The sequence below is a fragment of the Burkholderia ubonensis subsp. mesacidophila genome, assembly GCF_002097715.1.
Taxonomy (GTDB): Bacteria; Pseudomonadota; Gammaproteobacteria; order Burkholderiales; family Burkholderiaceae; genus Burkholderia; species Burkholderia mesacidophila.
Genome location: NZ_CP020737.1, coordinates 2,949,682 through 2,970,440, shown reverse-complemented (window position 1 = coordinate 2,970,440; position 20,759 = coordinate 2,949,682). Strand labels below are relative to the sequence as shown.

16 protein-coding genes are annotated in these 20,759 nt (G+C 67.2%); 9 read left to right on the top strand and 7 right to left on the bottom strand.

The genetic code is table 11. The features are described 5' to 3' along the window. The first annotated feature begins 154 nt into the window (after positions 1–154). Positions 155–2,383, top strand: coding sequence for an NADP-dependent isocitrate dehydrogenase (locus tag B7P44_RS13925; RefSeq protein WP_084905077.1), 2,229 nt, complete (start codon positions 155–157; stop codon positions 2,381–2,383). A gap of 84 nt (positions 2,384–2,467) precedes the next feature. Here the strand turns inward: B7P44_RS13925 and B7P44_RS13920 are convergent, their stop codons facing one another. Beyond that, complete coding sequence (locus tag B7P44_RS13920; RefSeq protein WP_084905075.1) at positions 2,468–2,692, bottom strand: hypothetical protein; 225 nt, start codon at positions 2,690–2,692, stop codon at positions 2,468–2,470. 603 nt (positions 2,693–3,295) lie between these two features. Between B7P44_RS13920 and B7P44_RS13915 the strand changes: the two genes are divergently transcribed. Then, the gene (locus tag B7P44_RS13915) at positions 3,296–4,900 is read left to right on the top strand and encodes a multicopper oxidase family protein (protein WP_084905074.1); all 1,605 of its coding nucleotides are present in this window, start codon (positions 3,296–3,298) and stop codon (positions 4,898–4,900) included. Between the two features lie 284 nt (positions 4,901–5,184). Here the strand turns inward: B7P44_RS13915 and B7P44_RS13910 are convergent, their stop codons facing one another. Further along, entirely contained in the window at positions 5,185–5,388 is a 204-nt protein-coding gene (locus tag B7P44_RS13910) for a cold-shock protein (protein WP_004196460.1), read from the bottom strand. Between the two features lie 541 nt (positions 5,389–5,929). Here B7P44_RS13910 and clpS point away from each other — a divergent pair. The 4 genes from clpS (at position 5,930) to B7P44_RS13890 (ending at position 10,914) form a co-directional block, all read left to right on the top strand. Next, positions 5,930–6,244: an ATP-dependent Clp protease adapter ClpS gene (gene clpS, locus B7P44_RS13905; protein WP_006398529.1), complete on the top strand. Its 315-nt coding sequence runs from the start codon at positions 5,930–5,932 to the stop codon at positions 6,242–6,244. Continuing rightward, positions 6,241–8,541: an ATP-dependent Clp protease ATP-binding subunit ClpA gene (gene clpA, locus B7P44_RS13900; RefSeq protein ID WP_084905072.1), complete on the top strand. Its 2,301-nt coding sequence runs from the start codon at positions 6,241–6,243 to the stop codon at positions 8,539–8,541. The genes clpS and clpA overlap by 4 nt, the downstream gene beginning before the upstream one ends. A gap of 103 nt (positions 8,542–8,644) precedes the next feature. Beyond that, positions 8,645–10,024: an amino acid permease gene (locus tag B7P44_RS13895; protein ID WP_084906685.1), complete on the top strand. Its 1,380-nt coding sequence runs from the start codon at positions 8,645–8,647 to the stop codon at positions 10,022–10,024. Between the two features lie 122 nt (positions 10,025–10,146). After that, positions 10,147–10,914, top strand: coding sequence for a COG4705 family protein (locus tag B7P44_RS13890; protein WP_084905070.1), 768 nt, complete (start codon positions 10,147–10,149; stop codon positions 10,912–10,914). Positions 10,915–10,960: 46 nt separating this feature from the next. Here the strand turns inward: B7P44_RS13890 and dut are convergent, their stop codons facing one another. From dut to B7P44_RS13865, 5 genes are all read right to left on the bottom strand, one after another. Continuing rightward, on the bottom strand, positions 10,961–11,407 hold the full coding sequence (gene dut / locus B7P44_RS13885) for a dUTP diphosphatase (RefSeq protein ID WP_084905068.1): 447 nt from the start codon (positions 11,405–11,407) through the stop codon (positions 10,961–10,963). Positions 11,408–11,464: 57 nt separating this feature from the next. Further along, a complete protein-coding gene (gene coaBC, locus B7P44_RS13880) occupies positions 11,465–12,676 on the bottom strand; it encodes a bifunctional phosphopantothenoylcysteine decarboxylase/phosphopantothenate--cysteine ligase CoaBC (RefSeq protein ID WP_084905066.1) in 1,212 nt (403 codons plus the stop codon). Positions 12,677–12,756: 80 nt separating this feature from the next. Beyond that, positions 12,757–13,257, bottom strand: coding sequence for a signal peptidase II (gene lspA, locus B7P44_RS13875; protein WP_084905064.1), 501 nt, complete (start codon positions 13,255–13,257; stop codon positions 12,757–12,759). Beyond that, positions 13,258–16,095, bottom strand: coding sequence for an isoleucine--tRNA ligase (gene ileS / locus B7P44_RS13870; RefSeq protein ID WP_084905062.1), 2,838 nt, complete (start codon positions 16,093–16,095; stop codon positions 13,258–13,260). It abuts the gene before it with no gap. A 102-nt stretch (positions 16,096–16,197) separates the two neighbouring features. Next, positions 16,198–17,190, bottom strand: coding sequence for a bifunctional riboflavin kinase/FAD synthetase (locus tag B7P44_RS13865; RefSeq protein ID WP_084905060.1), 993 nt, complete (start codon positions 17,188–17,190; stop codon positions 16,198–16,200). A 122-nt stretch (positions 17,191–17,312) separates the two neighbouring features. Between B7P44_RS13865 and purN the strand changes: the two genes are divergently transcribed. Genes purN through B7P44_RS13850 form a run of 3 tightly spaced genes read left to right on the top strand, consistent with a single transcriptional unit; the run spans position 17,313 to position 20,614 of the window. Beyond that, positions 17,313–17,975 (top strand): phosphoribosylglycinamide formyltransferase, encoded by a 663-nt coding sequence (gene purN, locus B7P44_RS13860; protein WP_084905058.1) that lies wholly within the window; start codon positions 17,313–17,315, stop codon positions 17,973–17,975. Further along, positions 17,972–19,237, top strand: a complete 1,266-nt coding sequence (locus B7P44_RS13855; RefSeq protein WP_084905056.1) for an RsmB/NOP family class I SAM-dependent RNA methyltransferase — start codon at positions 17,972–17,974, stop codon at positions 19,235–19,237. The genes purN and B7P44_RS13855 overlap by 4 nt, the downstream gene beginning before the upstream one ends. A gap of 18 nt (positions 19,238–19,255) precedes the next feature. Beyond that, positions 19,256–20,614, top strand: a complete 1,359-nt coding sequence (locus B7P44_RS13850; RefSeq protein WP_084906682.1) for a mechanosensitive ion channel family protein — start codon at positions 19,256–19,258, stop codon at positions 20,612–20,614. The last annotated feature ends 145 nt before the right edge of the window (positions 20,615–20,759 follow it).

Below are 20,759 nucleotides of genomic sequence, written 5' to 3'. Positions count from 1 at the left end.
GTCCGTGCGCCCTGCAAGGTAGAACATGACGGTCCTCGCAACACCCGCGCCCGGCTAGACGCGCGGTTCCCCATTCGCGACCGACCCGGTCGCCGTCCCGCCGGTTACCGCCGGCGATCTTCAGTCCCAATTTTCACGTAGCAACGCATCGACCATGTCCACTTCGCCCAAGATCATCTACACCCTCACCGACGAAGCGCCCGCGCTCGCGACCTACTCGCTGCTGCCGATCGTCAAGGCCTTCACGCGTTCGTCCGGCGTCGCCGTCGAGACGCGCGACATCTCGCTCGCCGGCCGCATCATCGCCGCATTCGCGGACGTCCTGCCGCCCGAGCAGAAGGGTTCGGACGATCTGGCCGAACTGGGCCAGCTCACGCTGAAGCCGGAAGCGAACATCATCAAGCTGCCGAACATCAGCGCGTCGGTGCCGCAGCTGAAGGCCGCGATCGCCGAACTGCAGGCGCAGGGCTACAAGCTGCCGGCCTATCCGGAAGAGCCGTCGACCGATGAAGAGAAGGCCGTCAAGGCCCGTTACGACAAGATCAAGGGCAGCGCGGTGAACCCGGTTCTGCGCGAAGGCAACTCCGACCGCCGCGCGCCGCTGTCGGTCAAGAACTATGCACGCAAGCATCCGCACAAGATGGGCGCGTGGCAGGCCGACTCGAAGGCGCACGTCGCGCACATGAGCGAAGGCGACTTCTACGGCAGCGAGAAGTCGGCGCTGATCGCCGACGCCGGCAGCGTGAAGATCGAGCTGACGAAGGCCGACGGCACGAAGCAGGTCCTGAAGGAAAAGACGGCCGTCAAGGCCGGCGAGATCATCGACGCGTCGGTGATGAGCAAGAAGGCGCTGCGCAGCTTCCTCGAAGCGCAGATCGCCGACGCGAAGGCGCAGGGCGTGCTGTTCTCGGTGCACCTGAAGGCGACCATGATGAAGGTCTCGGACCCGATCCTGTTCGGCCACGCCGTGTCGGTGTATTACCAGGACGCACTTGCGAAGCACGCCGACGTGCTCGCGCAGGCCGGCTTCAACCCGAACAACGGCATCGGCGACCTGTACGCGCGCCTGAAGGACCTGCCCGCCGACACGCGTGAAGCGATCGAAGCCGACATCAAGGCCGTGTACGCGGCGCGTCCGCGCCTCGCGATGGTCAACTCCGACAAGGGCATCACGAACCTGCACGTGCCGAGCGACGTGATCGTCGACGCGTCGATGCCGGCGATGATCCGCGAGTCGGGCTGCATGTGGGGCCCGGACGGCGAGCTGTACGACGCGAAGGCCGTGATTCCGGACCGCTGCTACGCGGGCGTCTACCAGGCCGTCATCGAAGACTGCAAGCAGCACGGCGCGTTCGACCCGGTCACGATGGGCAGCGTGCCGAACGTCGGCCTGATGGCGCAGGCGGCCGAAGAGTACGGTTCGCACGACAAGACGTTCCAGATTCCGGCGGCCGGCGTCGTGCGCGTCACCGACGAAGCGGGCAACGTGCTGCTCGAGCACGCGGTCGAAGCGGGCGACGTGTGGCGCATGTGCCAGGCGAAGGATGCGCCGATCCAGGACTGGGTGAAGCTCGCGGTGAACCGCGCGCGCGCGACCGGCGCGCCGGCCGTGTTCTGGCTCGATCCGGCGCGCGCGCACGACGCGCAGGTCATCGCGAAGGTCGAGCGCTACCTGAAGGATCACGACACGAACGGCCTCGACATCCGCGTCATGACGCCGGTCGACGCGACCCGCTTCTCGCTCGAGCGCATCCGCGCGGGCAAGGACACGATCTCGGTGACGGGCAACGTGCTGCGCGACTACCTGACCGACCTGTTCCCGATCATGGAACTCGGTACCAGCGCGAAGATGCTGTCGATCGTTCCGCTGATGGCGGGTGGCGGCATGTTCGAAACGGGTGCGGGCGGCTCCGCGCCGAAGCACGTCCAGCAGTTCGTCGAAGAGGGCTTCCTGCGCTGGGATTCGCTCGGCGAATTCCTCGCGCTCGCGGCGTCGCTCGAGCACCTCGGCCAGGCTTACAGCAACCCGAAGGCGCTCGTGCTCGCGAAGACGCTCGACCAGGCGACCGGCAAGTTCCTCGACGAGAACAAGTCGCCGGCGCGCAAGGTCGGCGGCCTCGACAACCGCGGCAGCCACTTCTACCTGTGCCTGTACTGGGCGCAGGCGCTCGCCGCGCAAACCGAGGACGCAGCGCTGCAGGCGCAGTTCGCCGGCGTCGCGAAGGCGCTCGCCGACAACGAGGCGCGCATCCTCGAGGAACTGGGCGCGGCGCAGGGCAAGCCGGTGAGCATCGGCGGCTACTATCGCCCGAACGTCGACCTGACGAGCCAGGCGATGCGTCCGAGCGCGACGCTGAACGGCATCGTCGACGCCGTCGCCTGACGACGCGCGCGGCCTGGCATCAAGGCTGGCCGGAAAGCGAAACGCCCCGCACGCGCGGGGCGTTTTTCGTTGCAGGGCCGTCACTTACACGTGGACGATTTCCCATTCCGCGATTTCGTGCGGAACCTCGAGCGTCGCCGTGTCCAGATCGGACAGTTGCGGGCAGTCGCCGCGGGAGATGTGGTCTGCGGCATGCTCGGGGCACGAGAACGCGCCGAGCAAAGCATTGCCGAACGTCGCTTCCCAGCCGCCGTTGCCCGGCAGGATGTAGAACGACCCGAGCGCTGAACCAAAGCGAAATCCCTTCATTTCCGTTCTCCCTTTCTGATCACACGCGATTCCTTTGCGCCGCCTGCCGGCGTCCGGCAGGTCCTGGCTCGACTGGCGGTTGCGTCGGGTTCGTCGGTGGTGTGTGCCGAACGTCGCTGCGTAACGCCAGTGCATGTGAAGAAGTCTACGTCCGGGGCCCGCTCGGATGGTGCGCTTAGAAGCACTGACCCAAACAAAAATTCACTTTTAAAAACAAAGGATTATTCGCTTCGTTTTGTATTGCGGAACGGTTTTCGGCATCGCGAAACAGGATATTTGTGCTCTGCACCACGAATTTTTACAAGGCAGGGGCTTGTTCCGCATCGTGAAATCTTGGCGGACTTGACGCGCGAGGCGCGCGACCGGGCGCAACAGGCTCGGCGCAACAGGCTCGGCGCGACAGGCGCGGAGTGACCATCGTGCATGTGATCACGAGGAGGTGGAGCGATGGGAGAGGCGCGCGTGTACGCCAGGGCATGCGGCGTTTCGCCGCCTGGATGGGGCGGTCACTTAACAGGGCGGGCGCCCGGTTATGATGATGCGGGCAGCCCCGCGGACAGCCGCCGCTTCCCGAACCATACCGCCGAGAACGAGGAACGATTGATGATACGCAGAACCTTCCTGTCGCGCGCCGTCGGCGTCGCTGTTGCGTCGCTGGTCGCGCGCAGCGCGTGGGCGCAGCACGCGGGTCACGCCGGCATGGCCGACATGGAGATGGACGACATGCCCGGGATGTCGGGCATGGCGTCGCACGGGCAGCACGGCAAGCATGCGCCGGCGGCGCGTCCGGCCCCGCTCGCCGCCGCCGATGCGTTGCCGGCCGGCGCGTCGCTGGCATCGCTGCGCACGCTCGCGAACGAGAGCCGCGAGCCCGGCATGTTTCGCGCGACGCTCGTCGCGCAGCCGGTCGCGCGCCCGATGCTGCGCGGCGCTCGCCCGACGACGTTCTGGCAATTCGGCGACGGCGCCCAGGGGCCGGTCGTCGGGCCGCTGATCGACGTGCGCGAAGGCGATACCGTCGAGATCCGTTTCGTGAACCGGCTGCCGCAACCGTCGACGATTCACTGGCACGGGCTGCCGGTGCCGCCCGACCAGGACGGCAATCCGTCCGCGCCGGTCGCGCCTGGCGCGTCGCACGTCTATCGGTTCACGCTGCCGAAGGGGAGCGCGGGCACGTACTGGTATCACCCGCATCCGCACATGATGACGGCCGAGCAGGTGTTTCGCGGGCTGGCGGGGCCGTTCGTCGTGCGCGCGGCGGACGACCCGCTCGCCGGCTGGCCGGAACGCAACCTGTTCGTGTCCGACCTGAAGCTCGCTCGCGACGGCACGATTGCGCCGAACGACATGATGGACTGGATGAACGGCCGCGAAGGGCAGTTCGTGCTGGTCAACGGTGCGCGACGGCCGCGCGTCGAGGTCGCTGACGACGAGCGCTGGCGCGTGTGGAATGCGTGCAGCGCGCGCTACCTGCGGCTCGCGTTCGACGACGGCCGCGCGTTCGAGCAGGCCGGCACCGACGGCGGGCTGCTGGAGACGCCGCGCCGCGTCACGTCGCTGCTGCTCGCGCCGGGCGAGCGCGCGGAGTTGCTGGTGCGCGCGGGCGAGCGCGCGTCGCGCGCGGTGCTGGTCGCGGCCGAATACGACCGGCGCAAGATGGCGATGTCGGACGACGGGCACGGCAGCCTGCCGCCGGATCCGGCGCTGCCGCTCGCCGACGTCGCATTCGCGCCGGCCGTCGCGCGATCGCTGCCTGCGACGCTGCGCGCGGTGCCCGAGCTCGGGAAGCCTGTCGCGGACAAGACGGTGGCGTTCGGCGAGGAAATGGACATGGACGCGATGATGGCCGCGCCGGCGCACGGCCGTCCGGCCGGCATGCGCTTCACGATCAACGGTGACGTGTATGCCCCGCACCGCGCGACGCTGACGAGCCGCGCGGGCGACGTCGAACGATGGACGATCCGCAACGAAACCGACATGGATCACCCGTTCCACTTGCACGGCACGCAATTCCAGGTGATCGATCGCGCGTCGGGCGGCGCCCGTACGCCGGAGCCGTTCCGCGCATGGCGCGATACGGTGAACGTGCGCAGCGGCGAAACCGTGACGTTGCTCACGACGCAGGACCTGCGTGGCGAGCGCATGTTCCACTGCCACATCCTCGAGCACGAGGATCTCGGCATGATGGGAACGCTGAAGGTCGTATGACACGCCGTCGACGACGGTCGACGATTCCGCCCGCCCTGCACGTTGGTGCGGGGCGGGCGTTTAGCTCAGGCGAGGAGCGTGACGTTCGGTTGACATCGTCGTGACACGCGTCGCCGTTGTTTCACAAAACGGCATGCCGCTGCGATCTGAACGCATGGCAAGATAATCGACGGCGTCCCATCGCGATTAGACGAAACGCTCGGCCAATCGAAAAGCACGCTTGGCGACTACAAAAAAAGAAACCCGGCGTTTCGCCGGGTTTCCTCGTCCGAAATCCGTTGCCCTTAGGCGGCCTGGATATTCGAAGCCTGCTTGCCTTTCGGTCCTTGGACGACCTCGAAGCTCACCTTCTGGCCTTCCTTCAGGGTCTTGAAGCCCTGCATGTTGATGGCCGAGAAGTGTGCGAACAGATCCTCACCGCCCTCGTCGGGGGTGATGAAACCGAAGCCCTTCGCGTCATTGAACCATTTGACAATACCAGTTGCCATACCTACTTCCCCTGTCACACAGTCGCTACCTACCACGAGCACGCTCGAAAAGCCAAACGACCGGAAAATACAGCCGTTCCCCCCTCACAGCTCACCTCGGCCTTTCTCGTTTTGCCGTTCAGACAAATTGAAAAAAGTGCCAGCTTGATTGTTGGCGCTCTTTATTTGAGTGTCAAGAAAATTTTTAGACGTATAGGGGGCCGTTGTAAAGAACCCATTTTCAGGGTTTTTCCGGCTTTGCCGGTCGGCATCGTCGCAAGCGCGTGGACTTGAAAAGTCGCATAATCGGCTCATATACCAGGCTCGAGTGACACGCGTTCGAGCTTCCCTTGCTTGTGGGATACTGGATGCGGACGCGACGTCGCGGGACGATTCCCCGAGACGGTGCGTGTCCCGCGCCACCTGTGAAAGCCGGCACCGCAGCCGGCTTTCGTATGGTGCGAGCGCAAGCGCGTGGTTCCGGGCTTCCGGGGAGGGCGCCGGCCGGTCGGTCGGGTTATGGCAGGATTGCGGGCCTGTCCGAGTTGTTTAGAATGGGTGTATGGCGATTATCCCGGACAAGCAGGACAGCACCGTCCTGGAACGCAAGCAGCAGAAGTTGAAGCCGCCTTCGATGTACAAGGTGGTGCTGCTCAACGACGACTTTACGCCGATGGAGTTCGTCGTGATGGTCGTGCAGGAGTATTTCAAGAAGGATCGCGAGACGGCCACGCAGATCATGCTGAAGGTCCATCGCGAAGGGCGAGGGGTTTGTGGGGTCTATACGCGGGACATCGCGTCGACCAAGGTTGAGCAAGTCGTTACCCATGCGCGGCAGGCCGGGCATCCGCTGCAGTGCGTGATGGAGGAAGCATGATTGCCCAGGAATTGGAAGTTAGCCTGCACATGGCGTTCATGGAAGCACGTCAGGCGCGCCATGAGTTCATAACGGTCGAGCATCTGCTGCTGGCCCTGCTGGATAATCCGACGGCGGCCGAGGTGTTGCGCGCGTGTGCGGCGAACATCGAGGACCTGCGTCAGAACCTGCGCAATTTCATCCACGACAACACGCCCACGGTCCCGGGCACCGACGACGTCGATACGCAACCGACGCTCGGTTTCCAGCGCGTGATCCAGCGCGCGATCATGCATGTGCAGTCGACGTCCAACGGCAAGAAGGAAGTGACCGGCGCGAACGTGCTCGTCGCGATCTTCGGCGAGAAGGACTCGCACGCGGTGTACTACCTGCAGCAGCAGGGCGTCACCCGCCTCGACGTCGTCAACTTCATCTCGCACGGCATCGCGAAGACGAACAGCGGCGAGGCCGCGAAGGCGAGCGACGCGAATGCCGAGAGCGAGGACGCGAACGCGCAGAAGGAAACCCCGCTCGCGCAGTTCACGCAGAACCTGAACCAGATGGCGAAGGACGGCCGCATCGATCCGCTGATCGGGCGCGAGCCCGAAGTCGAGCGCGTCGTGCAGGTGCTGTGCCGCCGCCGCAAGAACAATCCGCTGCTCGTCGGCGAGGCCGGCGTCGGCAAGACCGCGATCGCGGAAGGCCTCGCGTACCGCATCACGCGCGGCGAAGTGCCGGACATCCTCGCGAACGCGCAGGTCTACTCGCTCGACATGGGCGCGCTGCTCGCGGGCACCAAGTATCGCGGCGATTTCGAGCAGCGCCTGAAGACGGTGCTGAAGGAACTGAAGGAACGGCCGCACGCGATCCTGTTCATCGACGAGATCCATACGCTGATCGGCGCGGGCGCCGCGTCGGGCGGCACGCTCGACGCGTCGAACCTGCTGAAGCCGGCGCTGTCGTCGGGCACGCTTAAGTGCATTGGCGCCACGACGTTCACCGAATATCGCGGCATCTTCGAGAAGGATGCGGCGCTGTCGCGGCGCTTCCAGAAGGTCGACGTGACCGAGCCGACCGTCGAGCAGACGGTCGCGATCCTGCGCGGCCTGAAGTCGCGCTTCGAGGAGCACCACGGCGTCAAGTATTCGGCGGGCGCGCTGTCGGCGGCGGCCGAGCTGTCGGCACGCTTCATCACCGACCGCCACCTGCCCGACAAGGCGATCGACGTGATCGACGAGGCGGGCGCCGCGCAGCGCATCCTGCCGAAGTCGAAGCAGAAGAAGACGATCGGCAAGAGCGAGATCGAGGAAATCATCGCGAAGATCGCGCGCGTGCCGGCGCAGAGCGTGTCGCAGGACGACCGCAGCAAGCTGCAGACGCTCGACCGCGACCTGAAGAGCGTCGTGTTCGGCCAGGATCCGGCGATCGACGCACTGGCGGCATCGATCAAGATGGCGCGAGCGGGCCTCGGCAAGATGGACAAGCCGATCGGTTCGTTCCTGTTCTCGGGCCCGACCGGGGTCGGCAAGACCGAAGTGGCGCGCCAGCTCGCGTTCACGCTCGGCATCGAGCTGATCCGCTTCGACATGTCGGAATACATGGAGCGCCACGCAGTGAGCCGCCTGATCGGCGCGCCGCCGGGCTACGTCGGGTTCGACCAGGGCGGCCTCCTGACCGAAGCCGTCACGAAGAAGCCGCACTGCGTGCTGCTGCTCGACGAGATCGAGAAGGCGCATCCGGACATCTTCAACGTGCTGCTGCAGGTGATGGACCACGGCACGCTGACGGACAACAACGGGCGCAAGGCGGATTTCCGCAACGTCATCATCATCATGACGACGAACGCGGGCGCCGAGTCGATGCAGAAGGCGACGATCGGCTTCACGACGCGCCGCGAAACCGGCGACGAGATGGCCGACATCAAGCGCCTGTTCACGCCGGAGTTCCGCAACCGTCTGGACGCGATCATCAGCTTCCGCTCGCTCGATGAGGAAATCATCATGCGCGTGGTCGACAAGTTCCTGATCCAGCTCGAGGAGCAACTGCACGAGAAGAAGGTCGATGCGCTGTTCACCGACACGTTGCGCAAGCATCTCGCGAAGCACGGCTTCGACCCGCTGATGGGCGCGCGGCCGATGCAGCGGCTGATCCAGGACACGATCCGTCGCGCGCTCGCCGACGAGCTGCTGTTCGGCAAGCTGGTGAACGGCGGTCACGTGACGGTCGACGTCGACGAAAGCGACAAGGTGCAGCTGTCGTTCGACAAGCTGGCGAATCCGCCGCACAAGCCGAACGAGGAAACGGTCGAAGTCGAATAAGCCACGGTCAATCCGTTTCAGCCAACGGCGCGGGAAGTCTTCCGCGCCGTTTCGTTTTATCCGGCGCCGGCGGCGCCAGCGCGGGTGCAGGGGAGTGAGGGAAGTGTCACAACAACAACGGTCGTTCGACAGCATCGTCGAACGCGAACAGGGGCTGCGCCACGCATTGTCGTCGGGGCAGATGGCGATGATCGCGATCGGCGGCGCGATCGGCACCGGGCTGTTTCTCGGCAGCGGTTTCGCGATCGGGCTCGCCGGCCCGAGCGTGATGATTTCGTATGCGATCGGTGCGCTGATCGCACTGCTGCTGATGGGCGCGCTCGCGGAGATGACCGTCGCACATCCGACCGCCGGCTCATTCGGCGCGTATGCGGAGCATTACGTCGGCCCGCTCGCCGGCTTTCTCGTGCGCTACGCGTACTGGTTCGCGGTCGTGTTCGCGATCGGCACCGAGATCAGCGCGATCGCGGTGTTCATGAAGTACTGGTTCCCGACGGTGCCCGGGTGGTACTGGGTGGTCGGCTTCTCGGCGCTGCTGATCGCCGTGAACATGGCGAGCGTTACGCTGTACGGGGCGGTCGAGTATGCGTTCTCGATGCTGAAGATCGCGGCGATCGTCGTGTTCGTCTTGCTCGGCGCGTATCTGGTCTGGTCGGCGCCGGCCGCGTCCGGCATCGGCTTCGCGAACTACACCGCGCACGGCGGCTTCCTGCCGAAGGGGCCGTGGGGCACCTGGGTCGCGGTGATCGTCGCGATCTTCAGCGACATGAGCATCGAAGCCGTCGCGATCGCGGCGGGCGAGGCGCGCGACCCGGAGCATGCGGTCACGCGCGCGTTTCGCTCGACCGTGTTCCGGCTCGTGCTGTTCTATCTGCTGACGCTCGCGCTGATGCTCGCGATCGTGCCGTGGACGCAGGCCGGCACCGACGAAAGCCCGTTCGTGAAGGTGATGGCCGCGACGCGCGTGCCATATGCGGCCGGCGTGATCAATTTCGTCGTGCTGGTCGCCGCGCTGTCGGCGATGAACAGCCAGCTCTACGTGACGACGCGAATGATGTTCAGCCTGTCGCGCGCGCGCCTGGCGCCGGCGGTGTTCGGCCGGCTCGGCGCGAACGGCGTGCCGCGCGCGGCGCTGTGGGTTTCGACGAGCGGCGTCGCGGTCGCGGCCGTGCTGGTCGCGCTGTCGCCGGACACCGCGTTCACCGTGATGATGGCGATCGCAATGTTCGGCGCGCTGTTCACGTGGCTGATGATCTTCGTCACGCATCTGCGCTTTCGCCGGCATTATCGCGGCCCGGCGCTCGCGTTCCGGATGTGGTGGCACCCGTTCGGCAGCCTGCTCGGCGCGGGCCTGCTCGCCGCGATCCTCCTGACGACCGCGTTCACGCGCGAGTTCCGGATGACGATGGTGGTCGGCGTCGCGTTCGTCGTGCTGCTGACGCTCGCTTACGCGCTGCATTACCGGCACCAGCACGCGCGCTGATCGCACGGCCGCTCCATCGAGATGCACGCATGCTAAGGCTGCGTTAAGCGTGCGCCGATTACATTCGAACCATCCGCGCGGAGGTGGCTGATGCCGCCTCGCGCCTTCCGCATGAGGTTCGAATGAAAAAACTGCCCGAAATCACCCTCGCATTCTGGATCATGAAGATCTGCGCGACCACGCTCGGCGAAACCGGCGGCGACCTGCTGTCGATGACGCTGAACGTCGGCTACGCAGTGAGCTCGATCCTGCTGTTCGGTTTCTTCCTCGTCACGCTCGGCGCGCAGCTGAAGACGACGCGCTATCGTCCGGCGATCTACTGGGCGGTGATCGTCGCGACCAGCACCGCCGGCACGACGATGTCCGATTTCATGGATCGCACGCTCGGCCTCGGCTATGCGGCCGGCTCGTCGATCCTCGTCGCGATCCTGCTGGCGATCTTCGCGGCCTGGCGCCTGTCGGGCGAGTCGCTGTCGGTCGACACGATCCGCACGCGCAAGGTCGAGCTGCTGTACTGGGTGGCGATCCTGTTCTCGAACACGCTCGGCACCGCGCTCGGCGATTTCCTCGCGGACAGCTCGGGCCTCGGCTTCGCCGGCGGCGCGCTGCTGATCGGCGGCCTGCTCGCGGCGATCGTGCTGGCGCACTATTTCACGCGGATCTCGGGCGTCTTCCTGTTCTGGGCGGCGTTCGTGCTGACGCGCCCGTTCGGCGCGACGGTCGGCGACCTGCTGACGAAGCCGGTCGCGAAGGGCGGGCTCGCGCTCGGCACGGCCGGCTCGTCGGCGGTGCTGCTGGGCGTGCTGGTGGCGATGGTGGCCTATGCGAGCATCGCGCACGCGCGGCGCGAACTCGTGCCCGCGCGGATTGCGCAGCCGGTCGAGGAGTGACGGCGCAGGGGAAAAAAGAAAGGGGCCGCGAGGCCCCTTTTGTCGTTCAGTGACGGCCGGTGCTGCCGAAGCCGCCCGCGCCGCGATCGCTTGCAGCGAAGTCGTCGACGATGTTGAACTGCGCCTGCACGACCGGCACGATCACGAGCTGCGCGAGGCGTTCGAACGGGTTCAGCACGAACTCCGTCTGACCGCGGTTCCACGTCGAGATCATCAGCTCGCCCTGGTAGTCGGAGTCGATCAGGCCGACCAGGTTGCCGAGCACGATGCCGTGCTTGTGGCCGAGGCCCGAGCGCGGCAGGATCAGCGCCGCGTAGCCGGGGTCGGCGAGATGGATCGCGAGACCGGTCGGCACGAGCGTGGTCTCGCCCGGCTTCAGCGTCAACGGCGCGTCGAGGCACGCGCGCAGGTCGAGGCCGGCGCTGCCGGTCGTCGCGTAGGCGGGCAGGTAATCGCGCATGCGCGCGTCGAGGATCTTCAGGTCGAGTTTCATTCGGTCGTCGATTCGGGGAAAGGATGCGCGGCAGCCGAAGCGCCGCCGCGCAGGGCGTCAGATCAGTCGGTTGTCGGGCAGGCGCTTCGCGATTTCGTCGACGAGCACGTGCGCGAGTTCGTCCTTCGGCGCGCGCGGCAGGCGCGTGATGCCCGCCGCCTCGAACAGCACGACTTCGTTGTCGTCGCGGCCGAACGTGAGCGGGCCGAGATTGCCGACGAGCAGCGGCACGTTCTTGCGCTTGCGCTTCTCGTCGCCGTGCACGTCGAGATCGTTGCTCTCGGCCGCGAAGCCGACGCAGAACGGCGGATCGGGGAGGGCTGCGACCGACGCGAGGATGTCCGGGTTCTCGACGAACGTCAGCGCGGGCATCTTGCGGTCGGCGCTCTTCTTCATCTTGTGCTCGGCAGGCTGCGCGACGCGCCAGTCGGCGACCGCGGCCACCGCGATGAAGATGTCCGCGTCGGCCACCGCATGCATCACCGCGTCGTACATCTGCTGCGCGGTCTGCACGTCTTGCCGGTACACGCCCCACGGCGTGTCCAGCGCAACGGGGCCGGCGACCAGATGCACTTCCGCGCCGGCCTGCTGCGCCGCGCGCGCGAGCGCGAAGCCCATCTTGCCGCTCGAGCGGTTGGTGAGCCCGCGCACCGGATCGAGCGGTTCGAACGTCGGGCCGGCCGTGATCAGCACGCGCCGGTGCGCGAGCCGCTTCGGCTGGAAGTGCGAGACGATCGCTTCGTAGATCGCCTCCGGCTCGAGCATGCGGCCGTCGCCGACCTCGCCGCACGCCTGCGCGCCCGAATCGGGACCGAGCACCGACACGCCGTCCGCGCGCAGCTGCGCGACGTTGCGCTGGGTGGCCGGGTTCTGCCACATCTGGCGGTTCATCGCGGGCACGACGAGCAGCGGGCAATCGCGCGCGACGCACAGCGTCGACAGCAGGTCGTCCGCGAACCCGTGCGCGAGCTTCGCGAGGAAGTCGGTCGACGCGGGCGCGATGACGATCGCGTCGGCTTCGCGCGACAGGTCGATGTGCGCCATGTTGTTGTCGACGCGCGGGTCCCACTGGCTCGTGTAGACGGGCCGGCCGGACAGCGCCTGCATCGTGACGGGGGTGATGAACTGGGTCGCGGCTTCGGTCATCGCGACCTGCACGGTCGCGCCCGCCTTGGTGAGCAGGCGGGTGAGCTCGGCGATCTTGTAGCAGGCGATGCCGCCCGTCAGGCCGAGGACGAGGTGTTTTCCTGCGAGTTCTGCGTGTGCCAACTCGGGCCTCCGAAGGGGTCGATCAAGACGGCCGGCGCGAGGCCGGCCGTCGACGCAGAGTATGCGCGCTTTATGCGGGCTCAGCGCGCGCCGCGCACGCGACGCAGTTCGTCGTAGATCAGCAGCACCGCGCCGACCGTGATCGCGGAATCGGCGAGGTTGAACGCCGGGAAATGCCAGGCGCCGACGTGGAAGTCGAGGAAGTCGATCACGTGGCCGTAGACGAGCCGGTCGATCACGTTGCCGAGCGCGCCGCCGAGGATCAGCGCGAGCGACAGGCTGAACAGGCGCTGGTGGCCGTGGCGCTTGAGCAGGTAGCAGATCACGATCGTCGCGCCGATGCCGAGCGCGGTGAACGCCCAGCGCTGCCAGCCGCCCGCCGCCGCGAGAAAGCCGAACGCGGCGCCCTGGTTATAGACGAGCACGAGATTGAAGAACGACGTCAGCGCATGCTGCGCGCCGTACGCGAAGGTCTTCAGGATCGCGATCTTCGTCAGCTGGTCGAACAGGATGACGATCAGCGAAATGCCGAGCCACGGCGCGAGCGCGCCACTTGCCGATTTCGACAGGGTTTTCGCCATTTATGCAGCGCTCCGGAGTTCACCGTTTTCAAACAGGTTCGAGAAGCAGCGGCCACACAGCGTCGGGTGGTCGGCGTGCGCGCCGACGTCCTCGCGGTAGTGCCAGCAGCGCTCGCACTTCTGGTACGTCGACGCGGCCACGTCGACGCTCTCGTGCGCTTCGTCGTCGACCTTGACCACCGTTGCCGCCGACGTGATCAGCACGAACTTCAGGTCGTCGGCGAGGCTCGTCAGCGCGTCGTAGCGCGCGCCGCTCGCATGCACCGTGACTTCCGCCTGCAGCGACGAGCCGATGCGGTTCGCGGTGCGCGCTTCCTCGAGCGCCTTCGTGACGTTGCCGCGCACGTCGCGCAGGAGCGTCCACTTCGCGATCAGCGCGTCCGCTTCGGCGACGTCCGGATACGCGTAGTACGTTTCCGTGAAGATCGTGTCGCTGGCCGGCTGGAACACCTTCCACGCTTCCTCGGCGGTGAACGACAGGAACGGCGCGAGCACGCGCAGCAGGCCCTGCGTCAGGTGATAGAGCGCCGTCTGCGCGGAGCGGCGCGCCTTCGAATCGGCCGCGCTCGTGTACAGGCGATCCTTCAGCACGTCGAGGTAGAAGCCGCCGAGGTCTTCCGAGCAGTACGTCTGCAGCTTCGCGACGACCGGATGGAACTCGTACTTCTCGTAGTGCGCGAGCAGCTCCGCCTGCAGCTGCGCGGAGAACGCGACCGCGTAGCGGTCGATCTCGAGCCATTCGCCGACCGGCAGCGCATGCTGCGCATAGTCGAAGTCGGACAGGTTCGCGAGCAGGAAGCGCAGCGTGTTGCGGATGCGGCGATAGCCTTCCGTCACGCGCTTCAGGATTTCCTCGGAGATCGCGAGCTCGCCCGAGTAGTCGGTCGATGCGATCCACAGGCGGATGATTTCCGCGCCGAGGCGGTTCGCGACTTCATGCGGGTCGATGCCGTTGCCGAGCGACTTGCTCATCTTGCGGCCTTCGCCGTCGACGGTGAAGCCGTGCGTGAGCAGGCCCTTGTACGGCGCGCAGCCGTCGATCATCGACGCGGTCAGCAGCGACGAGTGGAACCAGCCGCGGTGCTGGTCCGAGCCTTCGAGGTACAGGTCGGCCGGGAACTGCAGCGCGTCCTTGTGCGAGCCGCGCAGCACGTGCCAGTGGGTCGTGCCCGAGTCGAACCACACGTCGAGCGTGTCGCGGTTCTTCTCGTACATGTTCGCGTCGTCGCCGATCAGCTCGCGCGGATCGAGCGATTGCCAGGCTTCGATGCCCGACTGCTCGACGCGCTTCGCGACTTCTTCCAGCAGCTCCAGCGTGCGCGGATGCAGCTCGCCGGTTTCCTTGTGCACGAAGAACGCCATCGGCACGCCCCATTGGCGCTGGCGCGACAGCGTCCAGTCCGGGCGGTTCTCGATCATGCTGTGCAGGCGCTGCTTGCCCCACGACGGGTAGAACGCGGTCGCGTCGACGCCCGCGAGCGCGGTTTCGCGCAGCGTCTTGCCGCCGTCGTGCGGCGTCACGTCCATGCCCGCGAACCACTGCGACGTCGCGCGGTAGATGATCGGCGTCTTGTGGCGCCAGCAGTGCATGTAGCTGTGCGCGTACTTCTCGTTGCGCAGCAGCGTGCCGGCTGCGTTCAGCGCGTCGACGACCTTCGGGTTCGCGTCCCAGATCGACAGGCCGCCGAACAGCGGCAGCGATTCGATGTAGCGGCCGTCGCCCATCACCGGGTTGATGATGTCCGAGTCGGTCATCCCGTGCGCCTTGCAGGAAACGAAGTCCTCGACGCCGTACGCGGGCGACGAGTGCACGACGCCGGTGCCGGTGTCGGTCGTCACGTAGTCGCCGAGATAGACGGGCGCCGTGCGCTTGTAGCCGGGGTGGGCCGCGGCGAGCGGGTGGTTGAAGCGCAGGTTGACGAGCTTCTCGCCGGGCGTCGTCGCGACGACGCGGCCGGTCAGCTTGAAGTCCTCCATGCACGCGGCGACGCGCTCTTCCGCGATGATCAGCAGGCCGCGCTCGGTGTCGACGAGCGCGTAGACGATCTCCGGATGCAGGTTCAGCGCCTGGTTCGCCGGGATCGTCCACGGCGTGGTGGTCCAGATCACGATGCCGCCATCGGCGCGCGGCAGCGCCGGCAGGCCGAACGCCTGCGCGGTCTTTTCCGGCTCCGCGAACGGGAACATCACGTCGATCGTCGGGTCGGTGCGGTCCTTGTACTCGACTTCCGCCTCGGCGAGCGCCGAGCCGCAGTCGAAGCACCAGTTCACCGGCTTCAGGCCGCGATACACGTAGCCCTTCTCGATGATCTTGCCGAGCGCGCGGATCTCTTCCGCCTCGTTGACGAAGTTCATCGTCTTGTACGGGTTGCCCCAGTCGCCCAGCACGCCGAGCCGCTTGAAGCCGGCCTTCTGCTTCTCGATCTGCTCGGTCGCGTACGCGCGCGCCTTGGTCATCACTTCGGCCGCCGGCAGCGACTTGCCGAACTGCTTCTCGATCTGGATCTCGATCGGCATGCCGTGGCAGTCCCAGCCCGGCACGTACGGCGCGTCGAAGCCCGCCATGTTGCGCGACTTGACGACGATGTCCTTCAGGATCTTGTTCACCGCGTGGCCGAGGTGGATGTCGCCGTTCGCGTACGGCGGGCCGTCGTGCAGGATGAACTTCGGCCGGCCCTGGCTGGCCGCGCGGATCTTCTCGTAGATGCCGCGCGCTTCCCATTCCTTGACCCACTGCGGCTCGCGCTTCGGCAGGTCGCCGCGCATCGGGAACGGCGTGTCGAGCAGGTTGACCGGATACTTGGCCTGCGGTTTCGAATCGGCTTTCTTGTTGCTCATGATGAGATCGCTATCAAATCGAGGGACGCTCGTGCGTCGTGAATCGGGTGAGCGCGCGCGTCGGCGGCGCCGGGATGCGGCGCACAGCGCCGCCAGCCGGGGTCAGCTAATTCGGTCGGTGGCCGACGTCGAGAAGCCGGTCGTGCGGCTGCCGGGCGCGTGGTCGCGCGCCGCGAAGTACGCGCGGGCATTCGCGACGTCCTGCGCGATCGCGCGCGACAGCGCTTCGAGATCGTCGAACTTCGCTTCGTCGCGCAGCTTCTGCAGGAATTCGACGCGCACGAGCTTGCCGTATGCGTCGCCGTGCCAGTCGAGCAGGTGCACTTCAAGCAGCACGCGGCCCGAATCGACGACGGTCGGGCGCAGCCCGAGGCTCGCGACGCCGGGCAGCGGGGTGTCGGCGAGGCCGTGGACCTGGACGACGAAGATGCCCATCAGCGCCGGCCGCTTGTGCGCGATCGGCAGGTTCAGCGTCGGGAAGCCGAGGTCGCGGCCGAGCTTCAGGCCGTGCGTGACGTGGCCGCTGATCGCGTAGCCGTGGCCGAGCGCCTGCGCGGCCGCGGCGAGATCGCCCGCCGCGAGCGCGGCGCGCACGCCCGAGCTGGAGATGCGCGTGCCGTCGCTGCCGGCGACCGTGCCCATCTGCTCGACCTCGAAGCCGTACTGCTCGCCGGCCGCCTTCAGCGTGTCGAACGTGCCCGCGCGCTTCGCGCCGTAGCAGAAATCGTCGCCGACCATCATCCAGCGCGTGTGCAGCCCGCCCACGAGCGTGCGCTCGACGAACGCCTGCGGCGACTGGCTGGCGAACGTGTGGTTGAAGTGCTCGACGACGACCCGGTCGACGCCGTGCTCGCGCAGCGCTTCCAGCTTGTCGCGCAGCATCGCGATGCGCGGCGGCGCGCCGGCGGGATTGAAGAATTCGCGCGGGTGCGGCTCGAAGGTCATCACGCAGACGGGCAGGCCGCGCGCGTCCGCTGCCGCGCGCACGCGCGCGAGCAGGGCCTGGTGGCCGCGATGGACACCGTCGAAGTTGCCGATCGTCAGCGCGCACGGGGCGCGGCTTTCGGCGTTGGGCAGGCCGCGGAAGACTTTCACGATAGCGGGTGCAGCGTCGGGGAATGAGCGGATCGAGGCCGCAAAGCAGAAGATTATAAACGTTCGGGCGGGCCGGCGGCTCAGGCGGCGGGAAACCCGAGGCCGAATGGTAAAATTCGCGGATGAAAAAACTCGTGATCCTGATTTCCGGTCGCGGCAGCAACATGGAAGCCATCGTCCGCGCGTGTGCGCAGGAGCGGTGGCCCGCCGAGGTTGCCGCCGTGATCGCCAACCGGCCCGACGCGGCCGGCCTGGCTTTTGCCGCGTCGCACGGGGTGGCGACCGCGGTGGTCGACCACCGGTCGTTCGACGGCCGCGACAGCTTCGACGCGGCGCTCGCCGCCGAAATCGACCGTTTCGAGCCTGACCTCGTCGTCCTCGCGGGCTTCATGCGCATCCTCACGCCGGCATTCGTCAGACAATACGAGGGCCGGCTGCTGAACATCCATCCGTCGCTGCTGCCGAGCTTCAAGGGCATCCACACGCACCAGCAGGCGCTGGACGCGGGTGTCGCGCTGCATGGCGCGAGCGTGCATTTCGTGATTCCCGAACTCGACAGTGGCGCGATCGTCGCGCAGGGCGCGGTGCCCGTGCGCGCGGGCGACGACGCGGCGGCGCTCGCGCAGCGCGTGCTGACGGTCGAGCACGTGCTGTATCCGCGCGCGGTGCGCTGGTTCGTCGAAGGGCGCCTGCGCCTCGAGAACGGCCGCGCGGTCGTGGCGCCGGAAGAGGCGCGCTGGATTTTCGCGGACCAACCGCATACCGAAACAAGTGAGGGCGTATGAAGCTGCACGGATTCCTGATCGGCCAGACCGAGACTTTGCTGGCCGAGGTGCTGAAGTTCGCCGGCCCCGCCGACGCGACGACGAGCCGGTTCTTCCGCGCGCACCCGAAGCTCGGGCATGCCGAGCGCGGCGTGATTGCCGAGGCCGTGTTCGCGGTGCTGCGCCGGAAGATGGAGTTCGCGCACCTCGCCGAGAGCGGCACGGGCAGCCCCGCGCGGCGCCTGACGCTGCTCGGCCTGATGCAGACGGTCGGCCGCAACGCGCTGAAGCCGTTCGTGTCCGACGCGGAAGCGGCCTGGCTCGAACACGTGTCGAAGATCGATCCGGCGAGCCTGCCGGTGCGCGTGCGCACGAACCTGCCGGACTGGATCCACCAGGCGCTGTCGTCGCGCTTCGACGCCGAGGAACTCGCGCAGCTTGCCGCCGCGATGAACTACCCGGCGCCGCTCGACCTGCGCGCGAACGCGCAGAAGGCGACCCGCGACCAGGTGATCGACGCGCTGCGCGCGAACGGCATTGACGCGGGCGCGACGCCGTTCGCGCCGTTCGGCGTGCGCGTCGTCGGCAAGCCGGCGCTCACCAAGCTCAGGCTGTTCGAGGAAGGCCAGATCGAGGTGCAGGACGAGGGCAGCCAGCTGCTGTGCTCGCTCGTCGCGCCGCGCCGTGGCGAGATGGTCGTCGATTTCTGCGCGGGCGCGGGCGGCAAGACCCTCGCGCTCGGCGCGATGATGCGCTCGACCGGCCGCCTGTATGCGTTCGACGTGTCCGAGAAGCGGCTCGCGAAGCTGAAGCCGCGCCTTGCGCGCAGCGGCCTGTCGAACGTGAACCCGGTGCTGATCGACAGCGAGCACGACGCGAAGATCAAGCGGCTCGCCGGCAAGATCGACCGCGTGCTGGTCGACGCGCCGTGCAGCGGCCTCGGCACGCTGCGCCGCAACCCGGACCTGAAGTGGCGCCAGTCGCGCACGTCGATCGAGGAGCTCGCGCCGAAGCAGGCGTCGATCCTCGCGAGCGCCGCGCGTCTCGTGAAGAAGGGCGGGCGGCTCGTCTACGCGACCTGCAGCGTGCTCGACGCGGAGAACGAGGCGATCGTCGCGCAGTTCCTCGCCGATCATCCGGAGTTCGTGCTGGTGCCGGCGCAGAAGGTGCTGGCCGACCAGCGCATCGCGCTCGATACCGGCGACTACCTGTCGCTGTGGCCGCACCGCCATGCGACCGACGGCTTCTTCGCCGCCGTGCTCGAGCGGCGCGCGCAGGCGTAACGGCTGGCCACACGGATGATGCAGAACCTGCAGAGCCGCCTGCTGTCGCGGCGCCTCGCGTCGGTGGTCCGGGACTTCAACCAGCCGGTGATGCTCTGGCAGGCGGCAGTCCTGGTCGGCGCGCTGTGCTTCGCATGGCTCGCCGCGCGCTTCGTGCACGGCCGCATCGACGCGCGCCGCCGCGCGGCCGGGCGCGGGCCCGGCGCCGGCGCGCAGAGCCTGAAGCGCGCGCTGTTCCCGCTGTTCGGCGGCGTGTTCGTCTGGATCGCGCAGCTCGCGTTCGACCCGTTCATGTCGACGGCGCTGCTGTCGCTCGCGCTCGTGCCGCTCATCGGCATCGGGCTCATCTACGTGCTGTTCTTCTTCGCGCGGCGGGTGTTCGCGCGCGACGGCAGCACCAACGCGTGGCTGTCGATCGTCGAGAAGATCGTGTCGACCGTCGTGTGGGCCGCGATGGTGCTGACCGTGCTCGGCATCCAGCGCGACGTGCTCGCGTGGCTCGACAGCGTGCAGTTCCGCGTCGCGAACGCGCACCTCACGCTGCTGTCGCTGATCTCCGGCGCGCTGTGGATCTGCGTGACGCTGCTGGTCGCGATGTGGCTCGGCTCGGTGCTCGAGGATCGCCTGACGCGCTCGACGACCCTCGACGCGAACCTGAAGGTCGTGCTGTCGCGGGTCGGACGCGCGCTGCTCGTGTTCGCGGCGGTGCTGATCGGGCTGTCGCTCGTCGGCATCGACGTGACCGTGCTCGGCGTGTTCGGCGGCGCGGTCGGCGTCGGGCTCGGCTTCGGCCTGCAGAAGATCGCGAGCAACTACGTATCGGGCTTCATCATCCTGCTCGACCGGTCGCTGCGGCTCGGCGACGCGATCAGCGTCGGCGGGCTGCAGGGCATCGTCACGCAGATCCGCACGCGCTACACGGTCGTGCGCGGCCTCGATGGCAACGAGACGCTGATTCCGAACGAGAAGCTGATCACCGACGTCGTGCAGAACCAGTCGTCGTACCTGACGCGCGGCTACGCGAAGGTCGCGGTGCAGATCGCGTACACGAGCGACGTCGAGCACGCGCTGACGCTGCTCGCCGAAGCCGCGAAGGGCGTGCCGCGCGTGCTCGAGGAGCCGGCGCCGACGCCGTATCTCGTGAGCTTCGGCGCGGACGGCATCGATCTCGAGCTCGGCTTCTGGATCGAGGATTCCGCGAAAGGCACGTCGGGCGTGCGCTCGACGGTGAACCGCAACATCTGGCGGCTGTTTACCGAGCACGGGGTCTCGATCCCGTTCCCGCAGCGCGAGGTGCGCGTCGTCGGCCTTCCGGACGGTTTCGCGGCGACGCGCGCCGAGGACGGCGAGAGCACGGCCGGCCGCGCGGTCGTGTAAGCCGGCCAGACGCGGAGCGCCGGGCCGGCGGAGTCCGCCGATGGACTGGCGGCGTTGCGTCAAGGCAAGAAATAGTCATTTTTTACAAAGACTTGGAACGGTTGAAGTAAAATTCTGGTCTATCCAGCGGTATGCTTTCATTTTT

Excerpts from the sequence above, each read along its gene's own strand:
- B7P44_RS13925 (WP_084905077.1), top strand. The coding sequence starts at position 155 with ATGTCCACTTCGCCCAAGATCATCTACACCCTCACCGACGAAGCGCCC.
- B7P44_RS13920 (WP_084905075.1), bottom strand. The coding sequence starts at position 2,692 with ATGAAGGGATTTCGCTTTGGTTCAGCGCTCGGGTCGTTCTACATCCTG.
- B7P44_RS13915 (WP_084905074.1), top strand. The coding sequence starts at position 3,296 with ATGATACGCAGAACCTTCCTGTCGCGCGCCGTCGGCGTCGCTGTTGCG.
- B7P44_RS13910 (WP_004196460.1), bottom strand. The coding sequence starts at position 5,388 with ATGGCAACTGGTATTGTCAAATGGTTCAATGACGCGAAGGGCTTCGGT.
- clpS (WP_006398529.1), top strand. The coding sequence starts at position 5,930 with ATGGCGATTATCCCGGACAAGCAGGACAGCACCGTCCTGGAACGCAAG.
- clpA (WP_084905072.1), top strand. The coding sequence starts at position 6,241 with ATGATTGCCCAGGAATTGGAAGTTAGCCTGCACATGGCGTTCATGGAA.
- B7P44_RS13890 (WP_084905070.1), top strand. The coding sequence starts at position 10,147 with ATGAAAAAACTGCCCGAAATCACCCTCGCATTCTGGATCATGAAGATC.
- dut (WP_084905068.1), bottom strand. The coding sequence starts at position 11,407 with ATGAAACTCGACCTGAAGATCCTCGACGCGCGCATGCGCGATTACCTG.
- lspA (WP_084905064.1), bottom strand. The coding sequence starts at position 13,257 with ATGGCGAAAACCCTGTCGAAATCGGCAAGTGGCGCGCTCGCGCCGTGG.
- ileS (WP_084905062.1), bottom strand. The coding sequence starts at position 16,095 with ATGAGCAACAAGAAAGCCGATTCGAAACCGCAGGCCAAGTATCCGGTC.
- purN (WP_084905058.1), top strand. The coding sequence starts at position 17,313 with ATGAAAAAACTCGTGATCCTGATTTCCGGTCGCGGCAGCAACATGGAA.
- B7P44_RS13855 (WP_084905056.1), top strand. The coding sequence starts at position 17,972 with ATGAAGCTGCACGGATTCCTGATCGGCCAGACCGAGACTTTGCTGGCC.
- B7P44_RS13850 (WP_084906682.1), top strand. The coding sequence starts at position 19,256 with ATGCAGAACCTGCAGAGCCGCCTGCTGTCGCGGCGCCTCGCGTCGGTG.